The following is a 19,031-nucleotide window of genomic DNA, read 5'->3' as shown; positions in this document are numbered from 1 at the left end:
GGCAAGTGGCGACGTCATAGCTCGAATCTTCGCATGAGCGGCACCCCGAGCCGGCGGGTCAGCGCCGACAACCACGCCAACGTCTCTCGGGTCCTGGCCGGCAGATGGCGCGCATAGACCGCGCTGTACTCGATGCTGGGACGCCCGCCGCGCAAGCGCTTGAACCCGGCCGCGCCGGCGCTGAAGTTGATGTCGCAGCCATCGCGGATCGCATGTTCGAACGTCATCGCGGTCGACAGCCGGTACAAGCCCAGACGCTGCGGCAGCGCCGTGTCGTAACCGACGATGGGCGTGGTCAGCGTCCGGCCCTGGCGGAACTGCCCCGCGATGCAGATCAACTGGCCTTCTTCGCCGCGGAATCCGTCGAACTGCAGCAATCCCGCGCAATGCCATCGACGCATGAACTCGGCGGTGTAGTGCGGGTTGCAGCGCGAGTACTTGCTTATGTACAGCTGCCCGTACAACCCGGCGATGCGCGCGTAATCGTCTTCGCCAATATCGTCGTCGCCGGCCCGGCGCGCTTGCTTCGCCGCCAGCTTGAGATCGACCTTGAGGTTATGCCGTTGCCGCGCGAGCGCGGCCACATCGCGGAACAGATACACCTGACGGCTCGGGATCAGCACGAAGCCCAGGCGCTCGCACTCGGCCAGCCAATCGCAGTGATCGACATCGTTGAGCGAACGCAGCCAGATCGCGTGGCTTGGCCAGCGCTGCAGGGCCTCATCGAGCAATTGCGGAACCGACACCTGCGAATGCGACGGATACAGATTGGTCGATAAGCACCAGTTGTTGATCGCGACGGCGTGATCGATTCGCGCCGCGCGCAGGCCGGCATCGACGCCGCGACCGACGACGCTCAGCAGCGGCGCCGCGATCTTTGGCGCATAGCGTTCGGCCTCTTCGATCGCGTAGCGGCCGTAGGTGGTTCGCGGCGAGCAGACCCAGGCGTTGTCCGGTTCATCGTCGTTGATCGTGACCGGAAACAGCGCCTCGCCGCTGCCGATACGATCCACCCGGGTGCGCAGATTCGAGACCAAGTCCTGCGCCGCCGCTTGCGCGTGCACTTGCAGGAACGCCCGCGCCCGCGCGTTGAAGTCGTCGATATCGTGCGCGGACACCGGGCTCATAGATCCGGAAGATCCTCGCCATCCCATTCGATGTCCCACGTCGCCGCCTCGCGCAGACTGCAGCCGCGCGTGAGCGCGATCCGCGCAAACGCGCCGACATCCACCAGCCCGCCGAGCGGCGGCAGGCGATCGCCGGGCAACGACAAGACGTCGTCCGCGCGCCGATAGTCGTGCCACCACTGTTTCACGCTGCCGCGCCTGAGCGCCTGCGCGAACCCGGCGCTGAGCATCACGCCCGCCAACATCTTCGGCCGCGGCGCGCTCGGCTCGATGCACGCCGTGCTCTCGCCCATCAACGCCGCCGGCAAGCCATCGCCGGGCGCGAACAGATGCACGCCGCTGATCGCACGCGGATTGCATTCCAGCACCGTCGCCGAGCCGTCGTCGCCGATGATCCAGTCGAAGGAAATCTGCCCGGTGAAATCGATCTGACGCACGAAGCGCTCGACGAAGCGGCGTATCGTCGTGTTCGGCGTCGGTTCGAAATAGAAACTGGAACTGCGGCTGATCCGGTACGCCGGCCGATACACGCAGTGCGCGAGCAGCCGGCCGCGATCGGCGATGCTGTACGAACACAGCTCGGTGCCGACATGGAAACGCTGTGCGATCCAGGTCTGCGCGAGCCCCAGCGGCGGCGCGTCCTTCGGCATGCCGTGCGGATACAGACGCACGTGCACGCCGAAGCGGGAATATTCCGGTTTCAGCACCAACGGCCACCCATCGGCCCAGTTGCGTGCTTCGTGCAGATTCGCAACAGCCAGACTGTCCGGAACGTTGGCGCCGCAATCCCGCGCCAGTTCGAGGAAACGCCGTTTGCTGTGCAGCGCCTTGAGCTTATCGAAATCGTCCACGAGCACGCGCAAGGACTGCGGCAGCGCGCTGCGGTAACGCGAAAGCGCGAAGACCTCCTCGCAGGTGGGCACCAGCAGGTCGATGCGCTCGTCCGCGACGATCCGCGACAGCGCAGCGACGAACCCGGCCGGTTGCGAACGCGGCGGCGGCAAGCGATGCGCGCGCCTCACCGAACGCGACCACGCACTCAAGCGGCAAGACACGCTGTCGGCGACGTGAGCGGTCCATGCCGCGCGATCGAAGTGTCGCGCCAACTCCAAGGCGGCGGGGGCTCTGGGGCCCAGTATGAGTACCTTGGCCATGTGTCGTTCCGGTCTGGCGCACCGCCGACCGTCAGCTGTCCCTTTGCTTGCGTTTCGTTGTCCGGGCGCGTGCATTAGGCCGGATTGGGGAAACAAAAGAAAAGGCCGGCGCGGCGCCGCGGCTGGCCGATCGGCAGTCGTCCGCCGCCATCCGACGCTTTGTCCTTGTGCGACGACTCGGGCGCTGACTGCGTTCGCCGCTGCATCGTTCACGCCGGACACTAGCATGGCCGCCTCCGATTTCGACGTTGGGCGACTATCGGTCCAAGCGCGTACAGACAGCGATGAAACGAGCAAGACCGTGAAAATCCCGCTTAATCAGTCACCTACGCAGCCATCGAGAGACTAGGGTCCGCCCCAGGTGTATTCATCGGGATCGGGTTGTTACGGTGCGGCTGCTGAAAACGCTTTCATCCGGGGACCGCTAACCAAGGCAGTATCCAAGGATCAAGGAGCACTCTCATGGCAGACGCAAGTTCCGGCGTATCGGGCTCTTCGCAGAACTCCTCGCAAAATTCCGCCGCCTCCGCGCAGCAGAGCCAGGCCGCCGCCGAAACCACCGAAGCGCGGTTGGCCGGCGCCACCGCCGTCAACGCCCCCGCTACGCCCGCTATCGACGCGGTCACGGCCGCGCCCGTAGACCTCAGCGTCTCGGTCAGCGCACTCGCGCAACTCAACACCATGACCGTTAACACGCCGGCCCTGGATTTCTCGCTGCCGGCGACACTCGGCGGCGTTCCAACCGCCACCTACGCCGACATCGCACTGTCCGCGCCGACGACAGCGGTCACAACGCCCGCCGTCGAAGAATTCAACGCCTTCTCGCCGACCTTCAGCATCGACGGCTTCAACGCCGCCGACATCGACAACACCGACATCGCCAATGTCGGCGTCAACCTCGGCGTGAGCTACACCGGTGACGTCAACGCCACCTTGAACGCACGCATGGGCCTGACCTCCCCGCCGGGCGTGACCATTAGCGGAAGCATCGGCTTCAACAACGGCTTCGACACCCTCGACCTCAGCGCCACCGCCGGCCCCTTCGGCACCGCCGCCGCCCCCAACTACAGCGCGACGGTCAAGGGCAGCCTGGACCTCGGCAACCTCAACGCCTTCGACTTCGCCGGCACGGCGAACTTCAACACCGCGCAGGGCTTTCAGAACGGCAACGTCAGCCTAGGGCTGACCCGCAACTTCTCTGAGAATCTCAGCGGCTATACGCGCGGCACTGTGGGGTTTGATCGGGAGGGAGTGAATAGTGTGACCGGGGAGGTTGGGCTAAATTACAACGAGAACGGCATCAGCGCTGGGTTTACCGGGCGCAGCAGTGTGGATACGAGGACTGGGGATACTACTAGCTATTTTGGGGTGCGAGCTGGGGGCAAGTTCTGATCATTAGGCCAGATTATTTTTACGCCATAAGAAAGAGCCGACGCGAAGCGTCGGCTCTTTCTTGTTATAGGCCAAAGGAAACAACCACATCCTCCTAAAATTAATCACGGCAAATGTGCCAAATCATCAATTTCCACTACCGACCGAATCGCTTCGATATAAAATAGGTAGCCATGGCCAAAATTAGACTCAGAGGTAAGAGCGCAATCCACCACCACTCTAAAAAAACAGCACTGATACTACAAACCATTAGCACGCTCGCTTGACAGCTGGAAAAATGATAATCAGTCACCAATGGAATGGAGACTCCAACCAATAACGAGAGCAAGACAAAGTAAAAAAATAGCAATGCAAAAATTTTTATGGCGACCTTCAAGGCTCGTCTCTCGAAATACCATTCCCTATATATGGAACCCCTCTGGCCTTAGCTTTTCCAATCAAAGATTCCCATGGCATTTCGCATTTATCACAATCCTTTCCCATCTCTCTATTCAAACTAGATATCTTCTGACGCATCACAGAAAGCATTTCAGCGGCTTGAGATTCAGAATACGCTTCTCCAGCGTAGGGACTACCTGCCCCCCATCCATTAGCATCAAAAAGAGCACTCAAGTTACTATCGAACGCGCGGCAAGCACACTTGTTGACGGCATCCACATCTCCGGTAGGACGCTCCCTCGCAACTTGGCGCTTTCTGATCTTACCTAACCACGGCAGTCGCTGAAACGCATTATCCGCGTGATCAATAGGCGAATTCCCCAGCAGGCAAGACTGGTGAAAGCGGAACCGGAATCGCCATTCTCCGGTATACAGCTGGAAGGCATACATCGAAAACATGCCGGTAGGATCAACACCAGTCATTGGCGAGGATTCAACATAAGAATATGTACTAACTCCCGCCTGTAAGCCAATCGGATCAGATTGAGCATAGCGCCCTACTCGCGCGTCGTAGTCGCGACGCACATTGTAATTTAGTCCGCTCAGGCCATCATAAATTTGACCCGGGAAACGAAGATCGAACTGGAGCAAAACACCATCCTGATCGGAATCCGGGTTTGGCGGACTATTACCAAACGCCTCACCCTTCAGATCCCAATTCCAAACCGTTACATTCCGAACTGGATCAACTATCACCCGCGGCGTTCCGAGGTGGTCCGGCTCAATGTAATGCAATGTCTGTTGAGCGCCATTACCCACCAATAGACCAATCGGCAGTTCGTCCATCCAAATCAACTGCTGAATCACATTAGCGTTACCATCGTACTCACCCAGCCACCGACCGGACTCGTCGTAAAGCATGTAACGCTCAGTGGCTGCCGTGTATTTCCGGAGTTGCTCACCCCGGCCGTTGTACAAATAGGTCTGAACGAGGGTTGAGCCTTGTTTCAACTCGCTGCTACGTCCAGCCTCGTTATAAACGAAGGTATTACTTCCTATCTGTATGGAGTTGCCGCTCGCGTCGTAATTGCGCGAACCATCGGAACCTGCTTGAGCCAGACGATGACTGCCGACCGGATACGTATACGTTTTGGTGCCGCTGGCGGTAGTCACGCTCAAGCGGTTGCCGGTCGCATCATAGGCATAAGACTCAATTGCCGTATTGGTGGGGCCGTCACGCAGACTGCTCAACCGGTTGAGCGCATCGTAGCCGTAGATCAGCAATGCGTTAGTTGTTCCTACTTGCGTGAGCTTGTCGATATTGTCTACCGCATCGAAGCCGAAGCCGAATGACAGGCCGCCGGCAGCCGGATCGTGTACCGCGATCGTGCGGTAATCCAGATCGACCGGACGCGCCATGGTTCGGCCATTGCCGTAGGCCCAGCCAGCCGTCGGACCGAAGGGATGGTATGTCACTTGGCTCAACAACGTTTCCGTCGATGCGCCCGCGACGCCACGCTTGGTATCGATCTGACTTATGCGCCCCTGCGCATCGCGCTGATAGCTAACTATTGCGCCGTCCGGATAGGTGACGCTACTCAGCTGTCCAGCCAACGTGTACGTATAACCCACCGCAAAAATCTTGCCGTTGGTGGTCTGAACCTTGCGAGCCGTTCGGCCCAAGCGATCGTAGCAGTACTGCGTAGTTCCGCTGGAATCGGTCATCAAGGTCAGACGACCGACGGTGAACGTTTCGCCGGGCAAACACACGGCGGGGACACTGTCGTAGGTGTAACCGACATTGAGGCTCGTCGTCGGATAGCTGACGCTGACCACTCGGTTGAGCAGGTCGTAGCCATAGACACGTGTAATGCCGCGCGCATCAGTCTCGGTCTTACGATTACCGGCACTGTCGTAGGTAAAGGTGCTGGTCCCGGTGTCCGGGCTCTTCAGCTGAACCTGATCCCCAAATCCGTTGTAACCATAGGTCGTATCGAGTCCCTTCGGATCGGTTACTTTGGTCAGCCGATCCAGGGCGTCGTATTTAAACTCGGACTTTGCATTGATGCCACCGACGTCCTGAAGCGTCTTGGCCAACCGATTCAAAGGATCGTAATCGTTATCCGCTTTCCGGCCCAACGCGTCGGTAGTGACATCGCCGTTGCCGCTGGCATCGTAGGTAAAGTCGGTCGGGTGGTCGTACGCGGTCTTGGCCGTCTTCAGCTGACCCAGTTGGTTGTAGATGCGCGACAGCGTGCGCTTGAGGTTGCCGCTGGTATCGCTCGTATCTTCCTTGGTCCGATTGCCGGCGTTATCGAGCGTGTAATGGATACGATTTCCGGCACTGTCGTAGATGTCGGTCAGACGATGAGCAGTGTCGTAGTCGTAGCGCACGAACACGCCATCGGGCTGCGTGACTTTCTTCACCTGCCCGATCAAGTCGTACTCGTAACGGGTGATTGCGTCGTCCGCTTCCGATGCCGCATTCGCGCCGCGCACCTTGCTGGCTTGCAACCAACCGCGCGGAGTGTATTCGAAATCGGTAACTACGCCGTTCGGATTCTTGCTCGACAGCAGACGGCCAGCGAAGTCGTAGCGCAGGTTCTCGGCCACGTGCCCGGCGGCGTTCGTGACCTTCCACAAGTCGCCCTTGCGGTAAGCGCAGGTTGCGGGCGCGGAGGAACATGCCGGGTCGTCGGCGGCGCGGTATGTGTATGTTGTGATGTCGGCGACGTCGGTACGCGGGCCGTCAACGGATTTTACCAGCCCCACCAGTGGACAAATGCCGGCGGTTACATCGGCTGCTTCGCAGTAAGTCGTGGTGACGACACGCGACTCGCCCGTTGCGGGGTCGATTTGAGTCGATGTCAGCACCTGACCTCGATCGTTGTAGGTCCACTGCGACTTGGCAACTAGCGCATTGGTGTTGTTCAACACCCGGCGCTCGGTAGGAATCGAGTAACCCAACAGCCAATCGGTCTGGATCGTTCTGGTCAGCGCAGTTTCGCCGCCCCATTGATCCAGCCCCTCTTTGCGACTGATCTGCTGAAACGAGTTGTAGGTATAATTCGTCCGGGCACCTGCGGCCGTTCTGTTCCAGTCCCGCCGCCCTTCCGAATAACGCGCGGTGCTGGCCGCAATCGTCGAACCGTCGGTTGTCGAGTAAGCAATCTGCTCCGGGTTACGGAACCCCGACGAAAAGCTGTACACCTTAGTGGCGCCCGTGGGCAACGTGACCGTGGTCGGGCCGGAGACGACATAAGCCAAGGTGACCTTACCAGCGCCACCCGCATGATCGCTGATCGTTACCCGCTCAAGCTCGTCGTAGTCGTAGGTAGCGTAACGGCTGCCATTCTCGTCGATGACGCCTGTCAGCAAATAGGGATAGAGAGACGCATTGCAACCGGCAATGACAACACCGGTTGCGTTCCTGCAAAGATGGGATGCTTCTGCGTACAGATATTCCGGACCTTCGCCTGCCGCCGCCCCACCTTTACTGGCGTGAGTGAGCCGACCGAGCGTGTCGTATACGTACTCGACCTGTACCGCCCCATCCGCAAGGATGCGGGCGATTCTGACGCCGAGGTCGCCAGCAACCGGAGTTGTCGCAGCCACATACTGGAACGTCAACGCACGCCCCAAAGGACTGCGTACACGCGCCAAATTACCGACCGCCAAACACGCTCCGCTTTGCACATCGGATTCTGTGCAGTAATCCAGCCGAAAAATGTTGCCGCCACGATCGAAACTTACGAGCCGTCCCGACTCATCGAACCATAGCAGTTCGCCTGACGCCGTAGAAAGTCGCCACCGCCCTAGTGTCGCAGCCCTGGCATCGGGCTCCCGAATTATGATGACCCCTTCTCGATGGAGTGAGCGATAGCCGCCCTCGGCCACCCCATTCATGGTTTCGTAATAGCCGTCGGATCGTATCCAGGTATTCGGCCAACCGTCATAGATCAACAATCGAGTCGAGAAAGAGTGCGCCCAGTTGTCGCCCAACCCGGATTGCAGAGAGAAATCGCGAATCGAGTTATAGGCGCGACCGAAATCCCCACCTTCCCATAAGAAATCCGAATCGCGGTATTCCTTATTCCCTGTCGCAGCAACCGCCGGATTGCCGTCTTTGCAACACGAATCGTACTGAACCGACTTAACGGCGATCTGCCCATACGACCCGTTGTTGCAAACCTTCGGCCATTGCACTCCGGGATTCGGGTGCATGCTTGTGAAAAGCGCTGGACAACGAAACCAGTCCACGCGATTGACTGGCCAATAATCGATATGGCCGTTGACATTGACGCCATAGACCCGGCGCTCCGGGTCGGCATTACGATCGACCGCGACGTAGCCGCTACCGCCAGCATTCCAGGTAACCGGCGTACTAAGATTGTAGATTCCGGAGTACAGCCCGGGATAGGGCGTCCCTGAGTAGTACCACGAGTCGATAATGCTTTGCTTCAAACTCGTTTCGTCATCGCACCACATCTGGTTATCGGGCCCAAGCACGCCGCCTGGGCTCATGTTGGTGCACTGCATTTTGGTCCCGCTGTAGGTGGCCTGATAGAAATCTCCCACAAAGGAGTCGGCCGCCCGTGGCTTGACTGCGTACTCGTAGAGAAAGGTGCCGCCGTCCAATCGACGCTCCACCACCCGCTCCAGCATTGCGTTGCCGATTGGGGTGGCTGGTTCCGTTCGGATATAACTCTCGGCCTGCGCCAATGTGTCGAAACATTGACCTTCCTGCTGGGGCATCCTCCTTGTTGCGCAATATTTGTCCGCGGCCTGCGATGCTTGTGCCAAGGTCAGCGCAAAGAGCAGGAATACGAAGCGAAACAAGGCACTGGGAACCATGGCAGGTCATCCGATGAAAGAATGCCGCAACCGCGGCAAGAACGTCCTTGGTCCTGCACCATCGATGCTTCTGCATTCGGATGTGCTCAGCCGACCCAAGAGCAATTTGAATCAAGTTCAATGATCGCCGTTACGAATATCACCTTTCAAGACACCCGCTTTGCGCTTTATGTACTCATGAGTGGCTGGTCACATTCAGGCTTCACCGCACACCACACCAACAAAAAAGCCCGGACATGCCGGGCTTTTTCTGTCTGAACGGGCTGAAGACTTACCTGACCTCAGCCACCTCAACCCCATCCAACCCCTGCGACAAGGTCCGCGCATCGCCGCCCTGCGCCAACTTGATGCGCAACCGCACCTCGTTCTGCGAGTCGGCATACCGCAGCGCGTCTTCGTAGCTGATCTCGCCGGCCTGATACAGCTCGAACAGGGCCTGGTCGAAGGTCTTCATGCCGAGCTGCACGGAATCCTTCATCAGTTCCTTGAGCTTGTGGATCTCGCCGTCGCGGATGTAGTCCTGCGCCAGCGGGGTGCCGAGCAGAATTTCCATCGCCACGCGGCGGCCCTTGCCGTCGGGGGTCGGAATCAGCTGCTGGGCGACCACGCCCTTGAGGTTCAGCGACAAGTCCATCAGCAGCTGGTTGCGGCGCTCTTCGGGGAAGAAGTTGATCATGCGGTCCATCGCCTGATTGGCGTTGTTGGCATGCAGGGTGCACAGCACCAGGTGGCCGGTTTCGGCGAAGGCGATGGCGTGGTCCATGCCTTCGCGGGTGCGGATTTCGCCGATCATGATCACGTCCGGCGCCTGGCGCAGGGTGTTCTTGAGCGCGGCTTCCCAGCTGTCGGTGTCGATGCCGACTTCGCGCTGGGTGATGATGCAGCCCTCGTGGCGATGGACGAATTCGATCGGGTCTTCGATGGTGATGATGTGGCCGGTCGAATTCAGGTTGCGGTAGCCGATCATCGCCGCCAGCGAAGTCGATTTACCGGTACCGGTCGCGCCGACGAACAGGATGATGCCGCGCTTGGTCATCGCCAGCGTCTTGATGATCGGCGGCAGGTTCAGTTCTTCGACGGTCGGGATCTTGGTCTCGATCCGGCGCAGCACCATGCCGACCTGATTACGCTGGTAGAAGCAGCTCACGCGGAAGCGGCCGATGCCGGTCACGCCGATGGCGAAGTTGCACTCGTGGGTCTTTTCGAACTCTTCGCGCTGCTGCGGGTTCATCACGTTGAGCACGAGATCGCGACTTTGTTGCGGCGTCAGCGGATTCTGCGTGATCGGGCTGATCTTGCCGTGGACCTTCATCGACGGGGGCATGCCCGCGGTGATGAACAAGTCCGAGGCGCGCTGGTGCGCCATCAGCTTGAGGAAGGAAGTGAAGTCGATCGCACCGGAGGCGGTGGTCGGATTGGTCGGGGCCGGGTTGTTCATGGGCTACCTCCTCGGGAGGTTTAAAGCGGCGATGTAGTAGCCGGGGGATGTGGTGCGCACAACGTGCTGCTGCGGCGGGAACGGACCGGAGGCGCGGACAGTCGCGCCGCCGGCGGTCGGTCATTCGAACAGTCGCTTGTCCTTGGCGTATTCGCGCGCCTGCGGACGCAGGATCATGCCGCGCTTGACCAAGTCCTGCAGATGCTGGTCCAGGGTCATCATGCCGTGGGCCTGACCGGTCTGGATCGACGAATACATCTGCGCGACCTTGTCTTCGCGGATCAGGTTACGGATGGCCGGGATGCCCACCATGATTTCCCAGGCCGCGGTACGGCCGCCGCCGACTTTCTTCAGCAGCGCCTGCGAGATCACCGCGCGCAACGATTCCGACAGCATCGAGCGCACCATCGGCTTTTCACCGGAGGGGAACACGTCGATGATTCGGTCCACCGTCTTGGCCGCCGAGGAGGTGTGCAGGGTGCCGAACACCAGGTGGCCGGTTTCCGCCGCGGTCAGCGCCAGGCGGATGGTTTCCAGGTCGCGCAACTCGCCGACCAGGATGTAGTCGGGGTCTTCGCGCAGGGCCGAGCGCAGGGCCTCGTTGAAGCCGTGCGTGTCGCGATGCACTTCGCGCTGGTTGATCAGGCACTTCTGCGAGGTGTGCACGAATTCGATCGGGTCTTCGACCGAGAGAATGTGCGCGTACTCGTTCTTGTTGATGTGATCGATCATCGCCGCGAGCGTGGTCGATTTGCCCGAGCCGGTCGGGCCGGTCACCAAGATCAAGCCCTGCGGCTGTTCGATTAGCTGGCGGAAGATCGGCGGGCAGCCCAGGTCTTCCAGCGACAGCACTTCGGACGGAATGGTACGGAACACGGCGCCGGCGCCGCGGTTCTGGTTGAAGGCGTTGACGCGGAAACGCGCCAGGCCGGGGATCTCGAATGAGAAGTCGACCTCGAGGAATTCTTCGAAGTCGCGCCGCTGCTTGTCCGACATGATGTCGTAGACCAGCGCGTGGACCTGTTTGTGGTCCAGGGCCGGGATGTTGATCCGGCGCACGTCGCCATCGACGCGGATCATCGGCGGCAGGCCCGCCGAAAGATGCAAGTCGGATGCTTTGTTCTTAACCGAGAACGCCAAAAGTTCGGCGATGTCCATGCGTGCTCCCCGCACTGCAGGGACCCGTAATCCGGGTCCGTGAAAAGCCAGCCACTAGGGCCCAGCCGCTTTGTGGTCAGATGCAACTCTAAGCTGGAACCAAACCACCCCCAAGAGGCAGTATAGCCCCCGGACGGCACGCCCGATCCAGCCCCCTCATCACAGGATTCCCCCACGTGCACGAGCACGTCTTGCACGACATCTTGCATCAGTTGCAGCGCGCGGCGCATGACGCCGGCAGGCCGGTTCCTCGATTGCTTGCGGTCAGTAAGACCCAAGATGAGACCGCGGTCGCGAATCTGGCTTTACAGGGTCAAACGGCGTTCGGCGAGAACTACGTCCAGGAGGCGGTCGCCAAGCATGCGGCGATGGCGTCCACGGCGGCGGCCGGGCGGGCGCTGGAGTGGCATCTGATCGGTCATCTGCAGTCCAACAAGGCCGCCGACGCGGCGGCGCTGTTCGACTGGGTGCAGACCGTGGACCGGCCCAAGCTGGCGACGGCGCTGGCGCGGCATCGCGCGGCGCGGCCGGCGCTGGCGCCGTTGAACGTCCTGATCCAGGTCAATATCGACGATGAGGCCAGCAAGCACGGCTGCTCCCCGGCCGAGGTGCCGGCGCTGGCGGCGGCGATCGCGGCCGAGGCTTCGTTGCGGCTGCGTGGGGTGATGGTGATCCCGACGCCGCACGCCGACCCGGAACTGCGGCGTCCTGCGTTCCGCGATGCCAAGGCGCTGTTCGATGCGCTGGCGGCGCAGTACGGGGCGGCGGTGGATACCTTGTCGATGGGGATGAGCGACGACTATCGGGTCGCTATTGCTGAAGGGGCGACGATGGTGCGGATCGGGACGGCGTTGTTCGGGGCTCGGGTCAGAGCGGCCGGGGTCTGAAGTTCGCCTCTGGAATTCGCCCCCTTTGAAAAAGGGGGCTGGCGCCTGCGTTGGCTGGGTGCTGCGCATGGCGGCTGCGCCGGGGGATTTGCTTCGCAGAGCTTAAGAGCGCCCCCCCTTCCCCCCTTTTTCAAAGGGGGGAACAGCAGCGGCCGGGGTCTGAAATTCGCCGCCTGGAATTCGCCTCCTTTGAAAAAGGGGGCTGGCGCCTGCGTTGGGTGGTTGCGCTGCGTGGTGGCTGCGCCGGGGGATTTGCTTCTCAGAGCGAAGAGCGAATCCCCCCTGCCCCCCCCTTTTTCAAAGGGGGGAACAGCAAAGGCTCTGGTACTCACCAGGCGCGTTGCAGCCACGCACCGAAGCGAGCGCACGTTAGCGCAGCGATTGTTATCCTGCGTGAGTTTCAACCCGCCAGGTCGCACATGTCCGAATCCACCGCACTTCCTTCCGGCCCGGTCGCCTTCATCGGCGGCGGCAACATGGCGCGCAGCCTGATCGGCGGCCTCGTCGCGCGCGGTTTCGCGCCTGCCGGCATCCGCGTGGCCGAGCCGGTCGAGGCCTTGCGCGCGGAGCTGCAGCGCGATTTCGGCGTGGCCTGTTTCGACAACGCGCAAGCGGCGGCCGAGGGCGCGGCGGTGTGGCTGCTGGCGGTCAAGCCGCAGGTGATGCGCGAGGTCTGCGCCGCCCTGGCCGCGCAGGCGCGCGCGCAGCGGCCGCTGGCGATTTCCATCGCCGCCGGCATCACCGCCGGACAGCTCGACCGCTGGCTCGGCGGCGAAGTCGCGGTGGTGCGGGCGATGCCCAATACGCCGGCGCTGCTCGGCGCCGGCATCACCGGTCTGTACGCCAACGCCGCCGCGAAGTCGCGATTCGAACAGGCCGCCGGCCTGCTCGCCGCGGTCGGCCCGACCGTGCGCATCGACGATGAGGCGCAGATGGACGCGGTCACGGCGGTGTCCGGCAGCGGCCCGGCCTATGTGTTCCTGCTGGCCGAAGCCATGCAGCAGGCCGGCGTGGCGCAGGGCCTGAGCGCGGAGGCGGCGCGCACACTGGTCCAGCAGACGCTGTTCGGCGCGGCGACCATGCTCACCCGCAGCGAAGAGCCGGCCGAGGTGCTGCGCGCGCGCGTCACCTCGCCCGGCGGCACCACCCAGGCCGCGATCGAAACCTTCGAAGCCGGCGGCTTCCGCGCCCTGGTCGATCGCGCGATCGCGGCGGCCACCGAACGTGGCCGGCAATTGTCGGCGGCGAACGAATGACGGCGCGCCGCCTGCTGGCATCGATGCTGTGCGCGGCCGCACTGCTGAGCGGCTGCGGGCGCGAAGCCTCGGCGCCGCCGCCGCAAGTCGGCCACACCGCCAGCAACGAGGCGGTGCGCATCGGCGATGCGGTCATGAACATCAGCGCGATCCAGACCGACAAACTGCCGGCGCAGATCGTGCAACGCTACGGCGCCGAACGTAACGCGCGCACCGTGCTGATCGTCGTCGCCATGCGTTTCGGCGAAGACGCCACCGCCACGTCGGTGCCCCTGGACAAGGTGCAGGTGGTCGTCACCGACCTGCTCGGCCGCAAGCAGGAGATCGCGATGCGCGAAGTGCGCGAGGGCGACTCGATCGATTACGTCGGCACGGTCACGGTGTCGCCGCCGGATACCCTGCGTTTCCAGGTGAAGGCGTCGAACAGCCACGGCATCTATCCGGCGCAGTTCAACCGCGATTTCTTCTAAGCCGCCCTCCGGCTCACTGCCCCGGCAGCTTTCCGTTACGCGTCAAGGCATCCACCCGCCTTTGTTCGTTGGCGTCGAAGCGCGCGAGCAGCGCGTCCAGCCGCTGCTGACGCTGGCTCTGGCTGAGCGCGTTGTCGGCGAGCACGCTCTGGCGCTGCGCGGCGTAACTGCGCAGCCGTAGTTGCCATTGCGCGCGGCGCTGATCCAGTTCGCCCAGGCGCTGCGCGGCCTGCGCGCCGAACTGTGCTTCGCGCTCGGCATAACGGGTGGCGGCATCGACGCCGGCAAGTTCGAACTCGCGGTTCTGCCGCAGCGCCTCGTCCAGTTGCGCCGCCTGCGGCGTCGCATCGGCCGACATGGCGTTGAGTTCGGCCAGGCGCCGGTTGCGTTCGGCCTCGCTCAAGCCGCGCTCGGCCAACAGTTTGCTGCGCGCATCCGCCAGTTCGAAGGCACGCTCTTCTTCCCCGTACCAGGCATCGGCCAGGGCTTCGCCCAGGCGCTCGCGGCGCAGCGAGCGCACTCGCGCGAAGGTGTGCTCGCGGTCGTCGCTGGCCTGCGCCAGCGTCGCCGAATCGTGTTCCAGCAGCAGATACGCATCGAACCACGCCAGCACCGTCGCCAACGCCGGCGGCGCCAATCGCGATTGCAGATGTTCGAGCAAGGCCGAGCGGATCGCTTCGGGCGACTGCTCGCCGCTGCGGCTCAGGAAGTAATCGAACAGGCGGCGCAGCTCGCGATCCGGAATCGGCTGGCCTTGCGCGTCCAGGCGCACCGCGCCGTCCACATCGGTGTCGCGCAGCGAGTCGCCCACGGCGACAGCGGCCGGATCGTCGACGGCATTGCGTTCGCCGCCGATGTCGGGATCGGAAATGCGACTGGCCGGCCCGCTGCTGACCACCGGCGCCGCCCACAGCCGCGGCGTTTCGAACCAGCGCCCGACCGCGAAGATTGCCGCGATCGCAAGCACCGCGGCGCAGGCCATCGCGAAAATCGATGCGACCGAGCGCATGGCTTACAGGCCCGCGTTCTTGAGCCGGTTGACCTGCGCGCGGTAGACGCTGGTCGGGTTCGAGCTGAAAACGCCGCGCAGGCCGGCGATCTGGTTGACCTCGTCGAGATGGTTCCAGTCGTAGTCGTCGCGGATCACCTGGCCCCAGTGCGAGGAACAGCGACCGACCAGGCCGTCGTTGGCTTCGCCGCCGAACAGCAGGCCGCCGGCGATCATCGCGATATCGGAGCCGTCGAAGAAGTTCGTCGAGTTCGAAGTACCGCCGAAGGAGTAATAGGCGATTCCGTCGACCTTGCCCGCGCCCGCGCCACAGGCCGTCGCCGGCTTGCCTTGCGGATAGCGCGCGTTGAAGCGCGCCGCGCCGGCGCTGTCGAGCGCTTTGAGCGCCGCCAGCGAATCCTGGCTGTTGTTGCTGCCCGACAACAATCCGATCAGATCGGCGAAGGCGTTGACGAACGACGCCACCAGCGGCCGCAACGGCGAGCCTTCGGGCAGCGTGGTGCCGACGAAATCGGCGACCTTGCTGCCGGCGTGCGGCGAGCCGACCGAGGTCATCGACGCGACCAGATCCGGACGCACCGAGGCGACATAGCGCGCGGTCGGGCCGCCCTGGCTATGGCCGATCAGATTGAACTTGGCGTAGCCGTGCAGAGCCCGCAGGGTTTCGAGCTGATCGATCAGTTCTTCGCCGCGCACTTCATTCGAATTGGCCGCGGTGACCTGGGCCACGTAGACCTCGGCGCCGCCGGAGCGCAAAGCCTGCGGGATGCCGAACCAGTAGTCGTAGACGCCGCCGATGGCGTCGAAGCCGAACAAGCCGTGCACCAGCACCACCGGATAGCGGGTCTTGGTGTAGTCGTCGGCCGACGCGGGGAACGCGCTGGCGCACAACAGCAGCGCCAGCAGCAACGGCGCGCCGATCAGGCGGCCCAGATGGAGTCGCGACATGATCCCTCCCGGTCGTGTGTGGACGTCGGCAGCCGACGACCCGACTGTACGAACAGGTATGGAACACACACGCCGCGCTGCACCATAGCCACGTGAATTGTGACTTCGAGATATGAATGGGGCTCGACGAAGCTGAATTCGGCCCCGGAATTGCTGCACTGCGGCGAAATTGCGCGATCCGGACACCCGCCCTCGCTCGCGCTTGCCCGCTCGCTGGCCGACAATCCCCCTCCCGCCGTCAGCCGTTGGATTCATGGGCCCGCAACGCATCGTCTGCCTCACCGAGGAACCCACCGAGACCTTGTATCTGCTCGGCGAGCAGCACCGCATCGTCGGCATCAGCGGTTTCACCGTGCGCCCGGCGATCGCGCGCAAGGAAAAGCCCAAGGTCAGCGCCTTCACCAGCGCCAAGATCGGCGAAATCCTCAAGCTGAAGCCCGACTTCGTCGTCGGCTTTTCCGACATTCAGGCCGAGATCGCCAGCGAGCTGATCAAGCACGGCATCGAGGTGTGGATCAGCAATCACCGCAGCGTCGAGGGCATCGTCGATTACGTGCGCCGGCTAGGCGCGCTGGTCGGCGCCGGCGACCGCGCGGCGGAACTGGCCGCCGATCTGGAACGCCGCATCGCCGTTGCGCGCGAACGCGCCGCCGCGCTGCCGCGGCGGCCGCGGGTGTATTTCGAAGAATGGGACACGCCGCAGATCACCGGTTAGTTGCCCCTACCGATTTCATATCCTGAAGGGAGTTTGAGCCCCGAATGGCAGCTAGGGATCGTGCACCAAGCTGTGGCTAATACCCCTATGTGGTAGCGTTCCCTTGCCGCTCGCCATTGGGTGGCAAATAGCGCATGCCCTTGACTGCAATGGTCGGGGCTTTTTTCTATTAGTGATGCCATCGCGCCAGCGCTTGCCGATGCCTCACCCAAGAAAACCGATTCGGTATTGGGTTCGGACCAGAAGTGGTTCGGGAGGCATTTTGTATGGCATTGCAAGGCTTTTTACGAACGCTACCAGACGGCATAACCACGGCTGAGGTGACGCGCGCGGATGGTGCTGTTGCACCCGCGATTTGGGTCGGGGGGCAGGATCAAGTTGAGGTGCTCGCTGAGCCTCTGTCGATGGCCTTTGCGGAGGTGGATCGGCAACGGCCTTACCAGCGAATTACGCACTTGGTCAGCAGCATTGCTCACTTGGTTCGGTACTACATATCCGAGAAGCGGCCCACGCTCGATGAGCAAGGACTCCGGCGACTCCTAGAGAGTTACATCCTCAAGCGTGCGAAGGGTGACCCCGACCTTGGTTGGGTTCCAATGTCCCGCAAAGCCTTGGAAATCGAGGTCCGAAACATAGGGGCGTACAGTGATTTTTGCGAAAGAGCGTATGGTTACCTGCCTATCCTAGGGTCCCAGACTGTACCTCTGCCTGCTCCCACTAAGGACCAGCGCAGCTTCTGGCGTTTGATGGCTTGCAATGAGCGTGATTTCTTTAGCCATTTAGCGATACGAAGAGGGCCAAAGCAGGAACGCATCAGAATCCCGAGAAGGACCAGCAGTCGCGGCGGCGCGGACGGATTCGCAGGCATGACAGAAGAATTTGCTTGGAATTTAATCCAGGCAGAGAAAAATCCGACCTTCAAAGCAATTTGGCTGCTTGCATTTTTTGGAGGGCCTCGCCTATCCGAGCTTCTAAACCTGTGGGCGTGTGATGTGCTGCCAGGGATGTGCCGGAAGTATTGGTTTCAGGGCGATATCTTTGAATCGCCCAGGTTTTTGTAGACAGTCGTCAGCCGTTTAGTGCGTACCGCCTTTCAAACTCTATCGGGGACAGGCCATTGTTGGAACTGTGCCGTCGTTTGGGGTTGTAGAACAGCTCGATGTAATCGAACACATCGCCTCGTGCTTTGTCATGGGTATGGTAGATCCGTTGCTTAACCCGTTCGCGCTTGAGCAACTGGAAGAAGCTTTCCATCGCGGCGTTGTCGTGACAGTTACCGCGTCGGCTCATGCTGCACACGATGCCGTGGGCCTTCAAAAAGCTCTGCCAGTCTTCGCTCGTGAACTGACTGCCTTGATCCGAGTGCAAGAGCAAACCAGGCGCGGGCTTGCGTCGCCACACCGCCGCTAGCAGCGCCTGCAGCACCAGATCGGAGTGCTGCGTTGGACGCGTGGCCCAGCCCACGATCCTGCGGGAGAACAGATCGAGCACGACGGCCAAGTACAAGAAGCCTTCGTGGGTGCGAATGTAGGTGATGTCGGTCACCCAGGCCCGATTGGGTTCTTGCGCTGTGAACTCACGCGCCAGCACGTTGTTGGCGACGGCGCCGATCGGCCCGCTCAACGGCCGCGGCCGCCGGCCGTAGCCCACCATGGCGCGCAGCCCTTCTTGCTTCATCAAACGCGCAACGCGGTGTTTGCTGCACGTTTCACCCAACTCGCGCAGGTCCGTGGTGATCTTGCGATGGCCGTAGATCGAGCCGCTTTCCAACCAACTGTGCTTGATCAATCCCAACAGACGTTGGTCGTCGCGTGCACGCGCACTGGCCGGCGCGTGAAGCCAAGCGTAGTAACCGCTGCGGTTTATGCCCAAGACACGGCACATTGCGGCCAGGCCGAACTCGTCGGCGTGCTGCTTCATGAAGGCGTACTTCACCTTTACCCCTTGGCAAAGTACGCGGCGGCTTTTTTTAGGATGTCTCGTTCTTCAGTCACGCGCCGAAGTTCTGCCTTCAGGCGTCGCACGTCCGCGTTCTGATCTTTTTCCACACGACGAACCACATCGCTTTTGCCTTGCTGACGCCGCCAGCCGTACAGGCTGTGCACCGACACGCCCAGGCGCTCGGCTACTTCGGCCACCGGCCGCCCGTACTCCACGATCTGACGGACCGCTTCGATCTTGAACTCATCGGTGTATCGCTTCGCGCTCATAACCACCTCCACTTAAGCCATAGTTTATGGCTGCG

At 61.9% G+C, this 19,031-nt stretch carries 13 protein-coding genes and 1 pseudogene; 6 read left to right on the top strand and 8 right to left on the bottom strand.

The window, feature by feature from the left end; translation table 11 throughout:
* Positions 1 to 14 precede the first annotated feature (14 nt).
* Positions 15 to 1,127, bottom strand: a complete 1,113-nt coding sequence (locus LG3211_RS05520; RefSeq protein WP_057941941.1) for a GNAT family N-acetyltransferase — start codon at positions 1,125 to 1,127, stop codon at positions 15 to 17.
* Positions 1,124 to 2,281, bottom strand: coding sequence for an ATP-grasp domain-containing protein (locus tag LG3211_RS05515; RefSeq protein WP_057941940.1), 1,158 nt, complete (start codon positions 2,279 to 2,281; stop codon positions 1,124 to 1,126). The genes LG3211_RS05520 and LG3211_RS05515 overlap by 4 nt, the downstream gene beginning before the upstream one ends.
* A gap of 462 nt (positions 2,282 to 2,743) precedes the next feature.
* On the opposite strand from LG3211_RS05515, the gene LG3211_RS05510 reads away from it, so the two are divergent.
* Positions 2,744 to 3,673 carry a hypothetical protein gene (locus tag LG3211_RS05510; protein WP_057941939.1) on the top strand — a complete coding sequence of 310 codons (930 nt, stop codon included), beginning with the start codon at positions 2,744 to 2,746 and terminating at the stop codon, positions 3,671 to 3,673.
* 372 nt (positions 3,674 to 4,045) lie between these two features.
* Here the strand turns inward: LG3211_RS05510 and LG3211_RS05505 are convergent, their stop codons facing one another.
* From LG3211_RS05505 to LG3211_RS05495, 3 genes are all read right to left on the bottom strand, one after another.
* Complete coding sequence (locus tag LG3211_RS05505; RefSeq protein ID WP_083512334.1) at positions 4,046 to 8,905, bottom strand: RHS repeat-associated core domain-containing protein; 4,860 nt, start codon at positions 8,903 to 8,905, stop codon at positions 4,046 to 4,048.
* A gap of 271 nt (positions 8,906 to 9,176) precedes the next feature.
* Positions 9,177 to 10,343 carry a PilT/PilU family type 4a pilus ATPase gene (locus tag LG3211_RS05500; RefSeq protein ID WP_057941937.1) on the bottom strand — a complete coding sequence of 389 codons (1,167 nt, stop codon included), beginning with the start codon at positions 10,341 to 10,343 and terminating at the stop codon, positions 9,177 to 9,179.
* 120 nt (positions 10,344 to 10,463) lie between these two features.
* Complete coding sequence (locus tag LG3211_RS05495; protein WP_057941936.1) at positions 10,464 to 11,501, bottom strand: type IV pilus twitching motility protein PilT; 1,038 nt, start codon at positions 11,499 to 11,501, stop codon at positions 10,464 to 10,466.
* A gap of 212 nt (positions 11,502 to 11,713) precedes the next feature.
* Between LG3211_RS05495 and LG3211_RS05490 the strand changes: the two genes are divergently transcribed.
* The 3 genes from LG3211_RS05490 (at position 11,714) to LG3211_RS05480 (ending at position 14,114) form a co-directional block, all read left to right on the top strand.
* Positions 11,714 to 12,388, top strand: a complete 675-nt coding sequence (locus LG3211_RS05490) for a YggS family pyridoxal phosphate-dependent enzyme (RefSeq protein ID WP_057945300.1) — start codon at positions 11,714 to 11,716, stop codon at positions 12,386 to 12,388.
* A gap of 419 nt (positions 12,389 to 12,807) precedes the next feature.
* Complete coding sequence (gene proC / locus LG3211_RS05485; protein WP_057941935.1) at positions 12,808 to 13,644, top strand: pyrroline-5-carboxylate reductase; 837 nt, start codon at positions 12,808 to 12,810, stop codon at positions 13,642 to 13,644.
* The gene (locus LG3211_RS05480; protein WP_057941934.1) at positions 13,641 to 14,114 is read left to right on the top strand and encodes a DUF4426 domain-containing protein; all 474 of its coding nucleotides are present in this window, start codon (positions 13,641 to 13,643) and stop codon (positions 14,112 to 14,114) included. Before proC ends, LG3211_RS05480 begins: the two co-directional genes overlap by 4 nt.
* Positions 14,115 to 14,127: 13 nt before the next feature.
* Here the strand turns inward: LG3211_RS05480 and LG3211_RS05475 are convergent, their stop codons facing one another.
* Together LG3211_RS05475 and LG3211_RS05470 are read right to left on the bottom strand one after the other, a co-directional pair.
* Positions 14,128 to 15,123 carry a lipase secretion chaperone gene (locus LG3211_RS05475; RefSeq protein ID WP_057941933.1) on the bottom strand — a complete coding sequence of 332 codons (996 nt, stop codon included), beginning with the start codon at positions 15,121 to 15,123 and terminating at the stop codon, positions 14,128 to 14,130.
* Between the two features lie 3 nt (positions 15,124 to 15,126).
* Positions 15,127 to 16,071, bottom strand: coding sequence for a lipase family alpha/beta hydrolase (locus LG3211_RS05470; protein WP_057941932.1), 945 nt, complete (start codon positions 16,069 to 16,071; stop codon positions 15,127 to 15,129).
* Positions 16,072 to 16,324: 253 nt separating this feature from the next.
* Here LG3211_RS05470 and LG3211_RS05465 point away from each other — a divergent pair.
* Together LG3211_RS05465 and LG3211_RS25465 are read left to right on the top strand one after the other, a co-directional pair.
* A pseudogene (locus LG3211_RS05465) lies at positions 16,325 to 16,783 on the top strand (ABC transporter substrate-binding protein); the annotation flags it as partial.
* A gap of 269 nt (positions 16,784 to 17,052) precedes the next feature.
* Positions 17,053 to 17,847 carry a hypothetical protein gene (locus LG3211_RS25465; RefSeq protein ID WP_148648766.1) on the top strand — a complete coding sequence of 265 codons (795 nt, stop codon included), beginning with the start codon at positions 17,053 to 17,055 and terminating at the stop codon, positions 17,845 to 17,847.
* Between the two features lie 7 nt (positions 17,848 to 17,854).
* Here LG3211_RS25465 and LG3211_RS05460 read toward each other — a convergent pair.
* Positions 17,855 to 18,996, bottom strand: a protein-coding gene (locus tag LG3211_RS05460) for an IS3 family transposase (RefSeq protein ID WP_148648703.1) whose coding sequence is annotated in 2 segments (ribosomal slippage) — positions 17,855 to 18,759 and positions 18,759 to 18,996 — 1,143 coding nt in all. Because the reading frame shifts where the segments join, the coding sequence is not laid out codon by codon here.
* Positions 18,997 to 19,031 lie beyond the last annotated feature (35 nt).

This window comes from Lysobacter gummosus (assembly GCF_001442805.1).
GTDB classification, from domain to species: Bacteria; Pseudomonadota; Gammaproteobacteria; order Xanthomonadales; family Xanthomonadaceae; genus Lysobacter; species Lysobacter gummosus.
The sequence above is the reverse complement of the archived record's forward strand: the minus strand, read 5'-3'. Positions and strand labels throughout refer to the sequence as shown.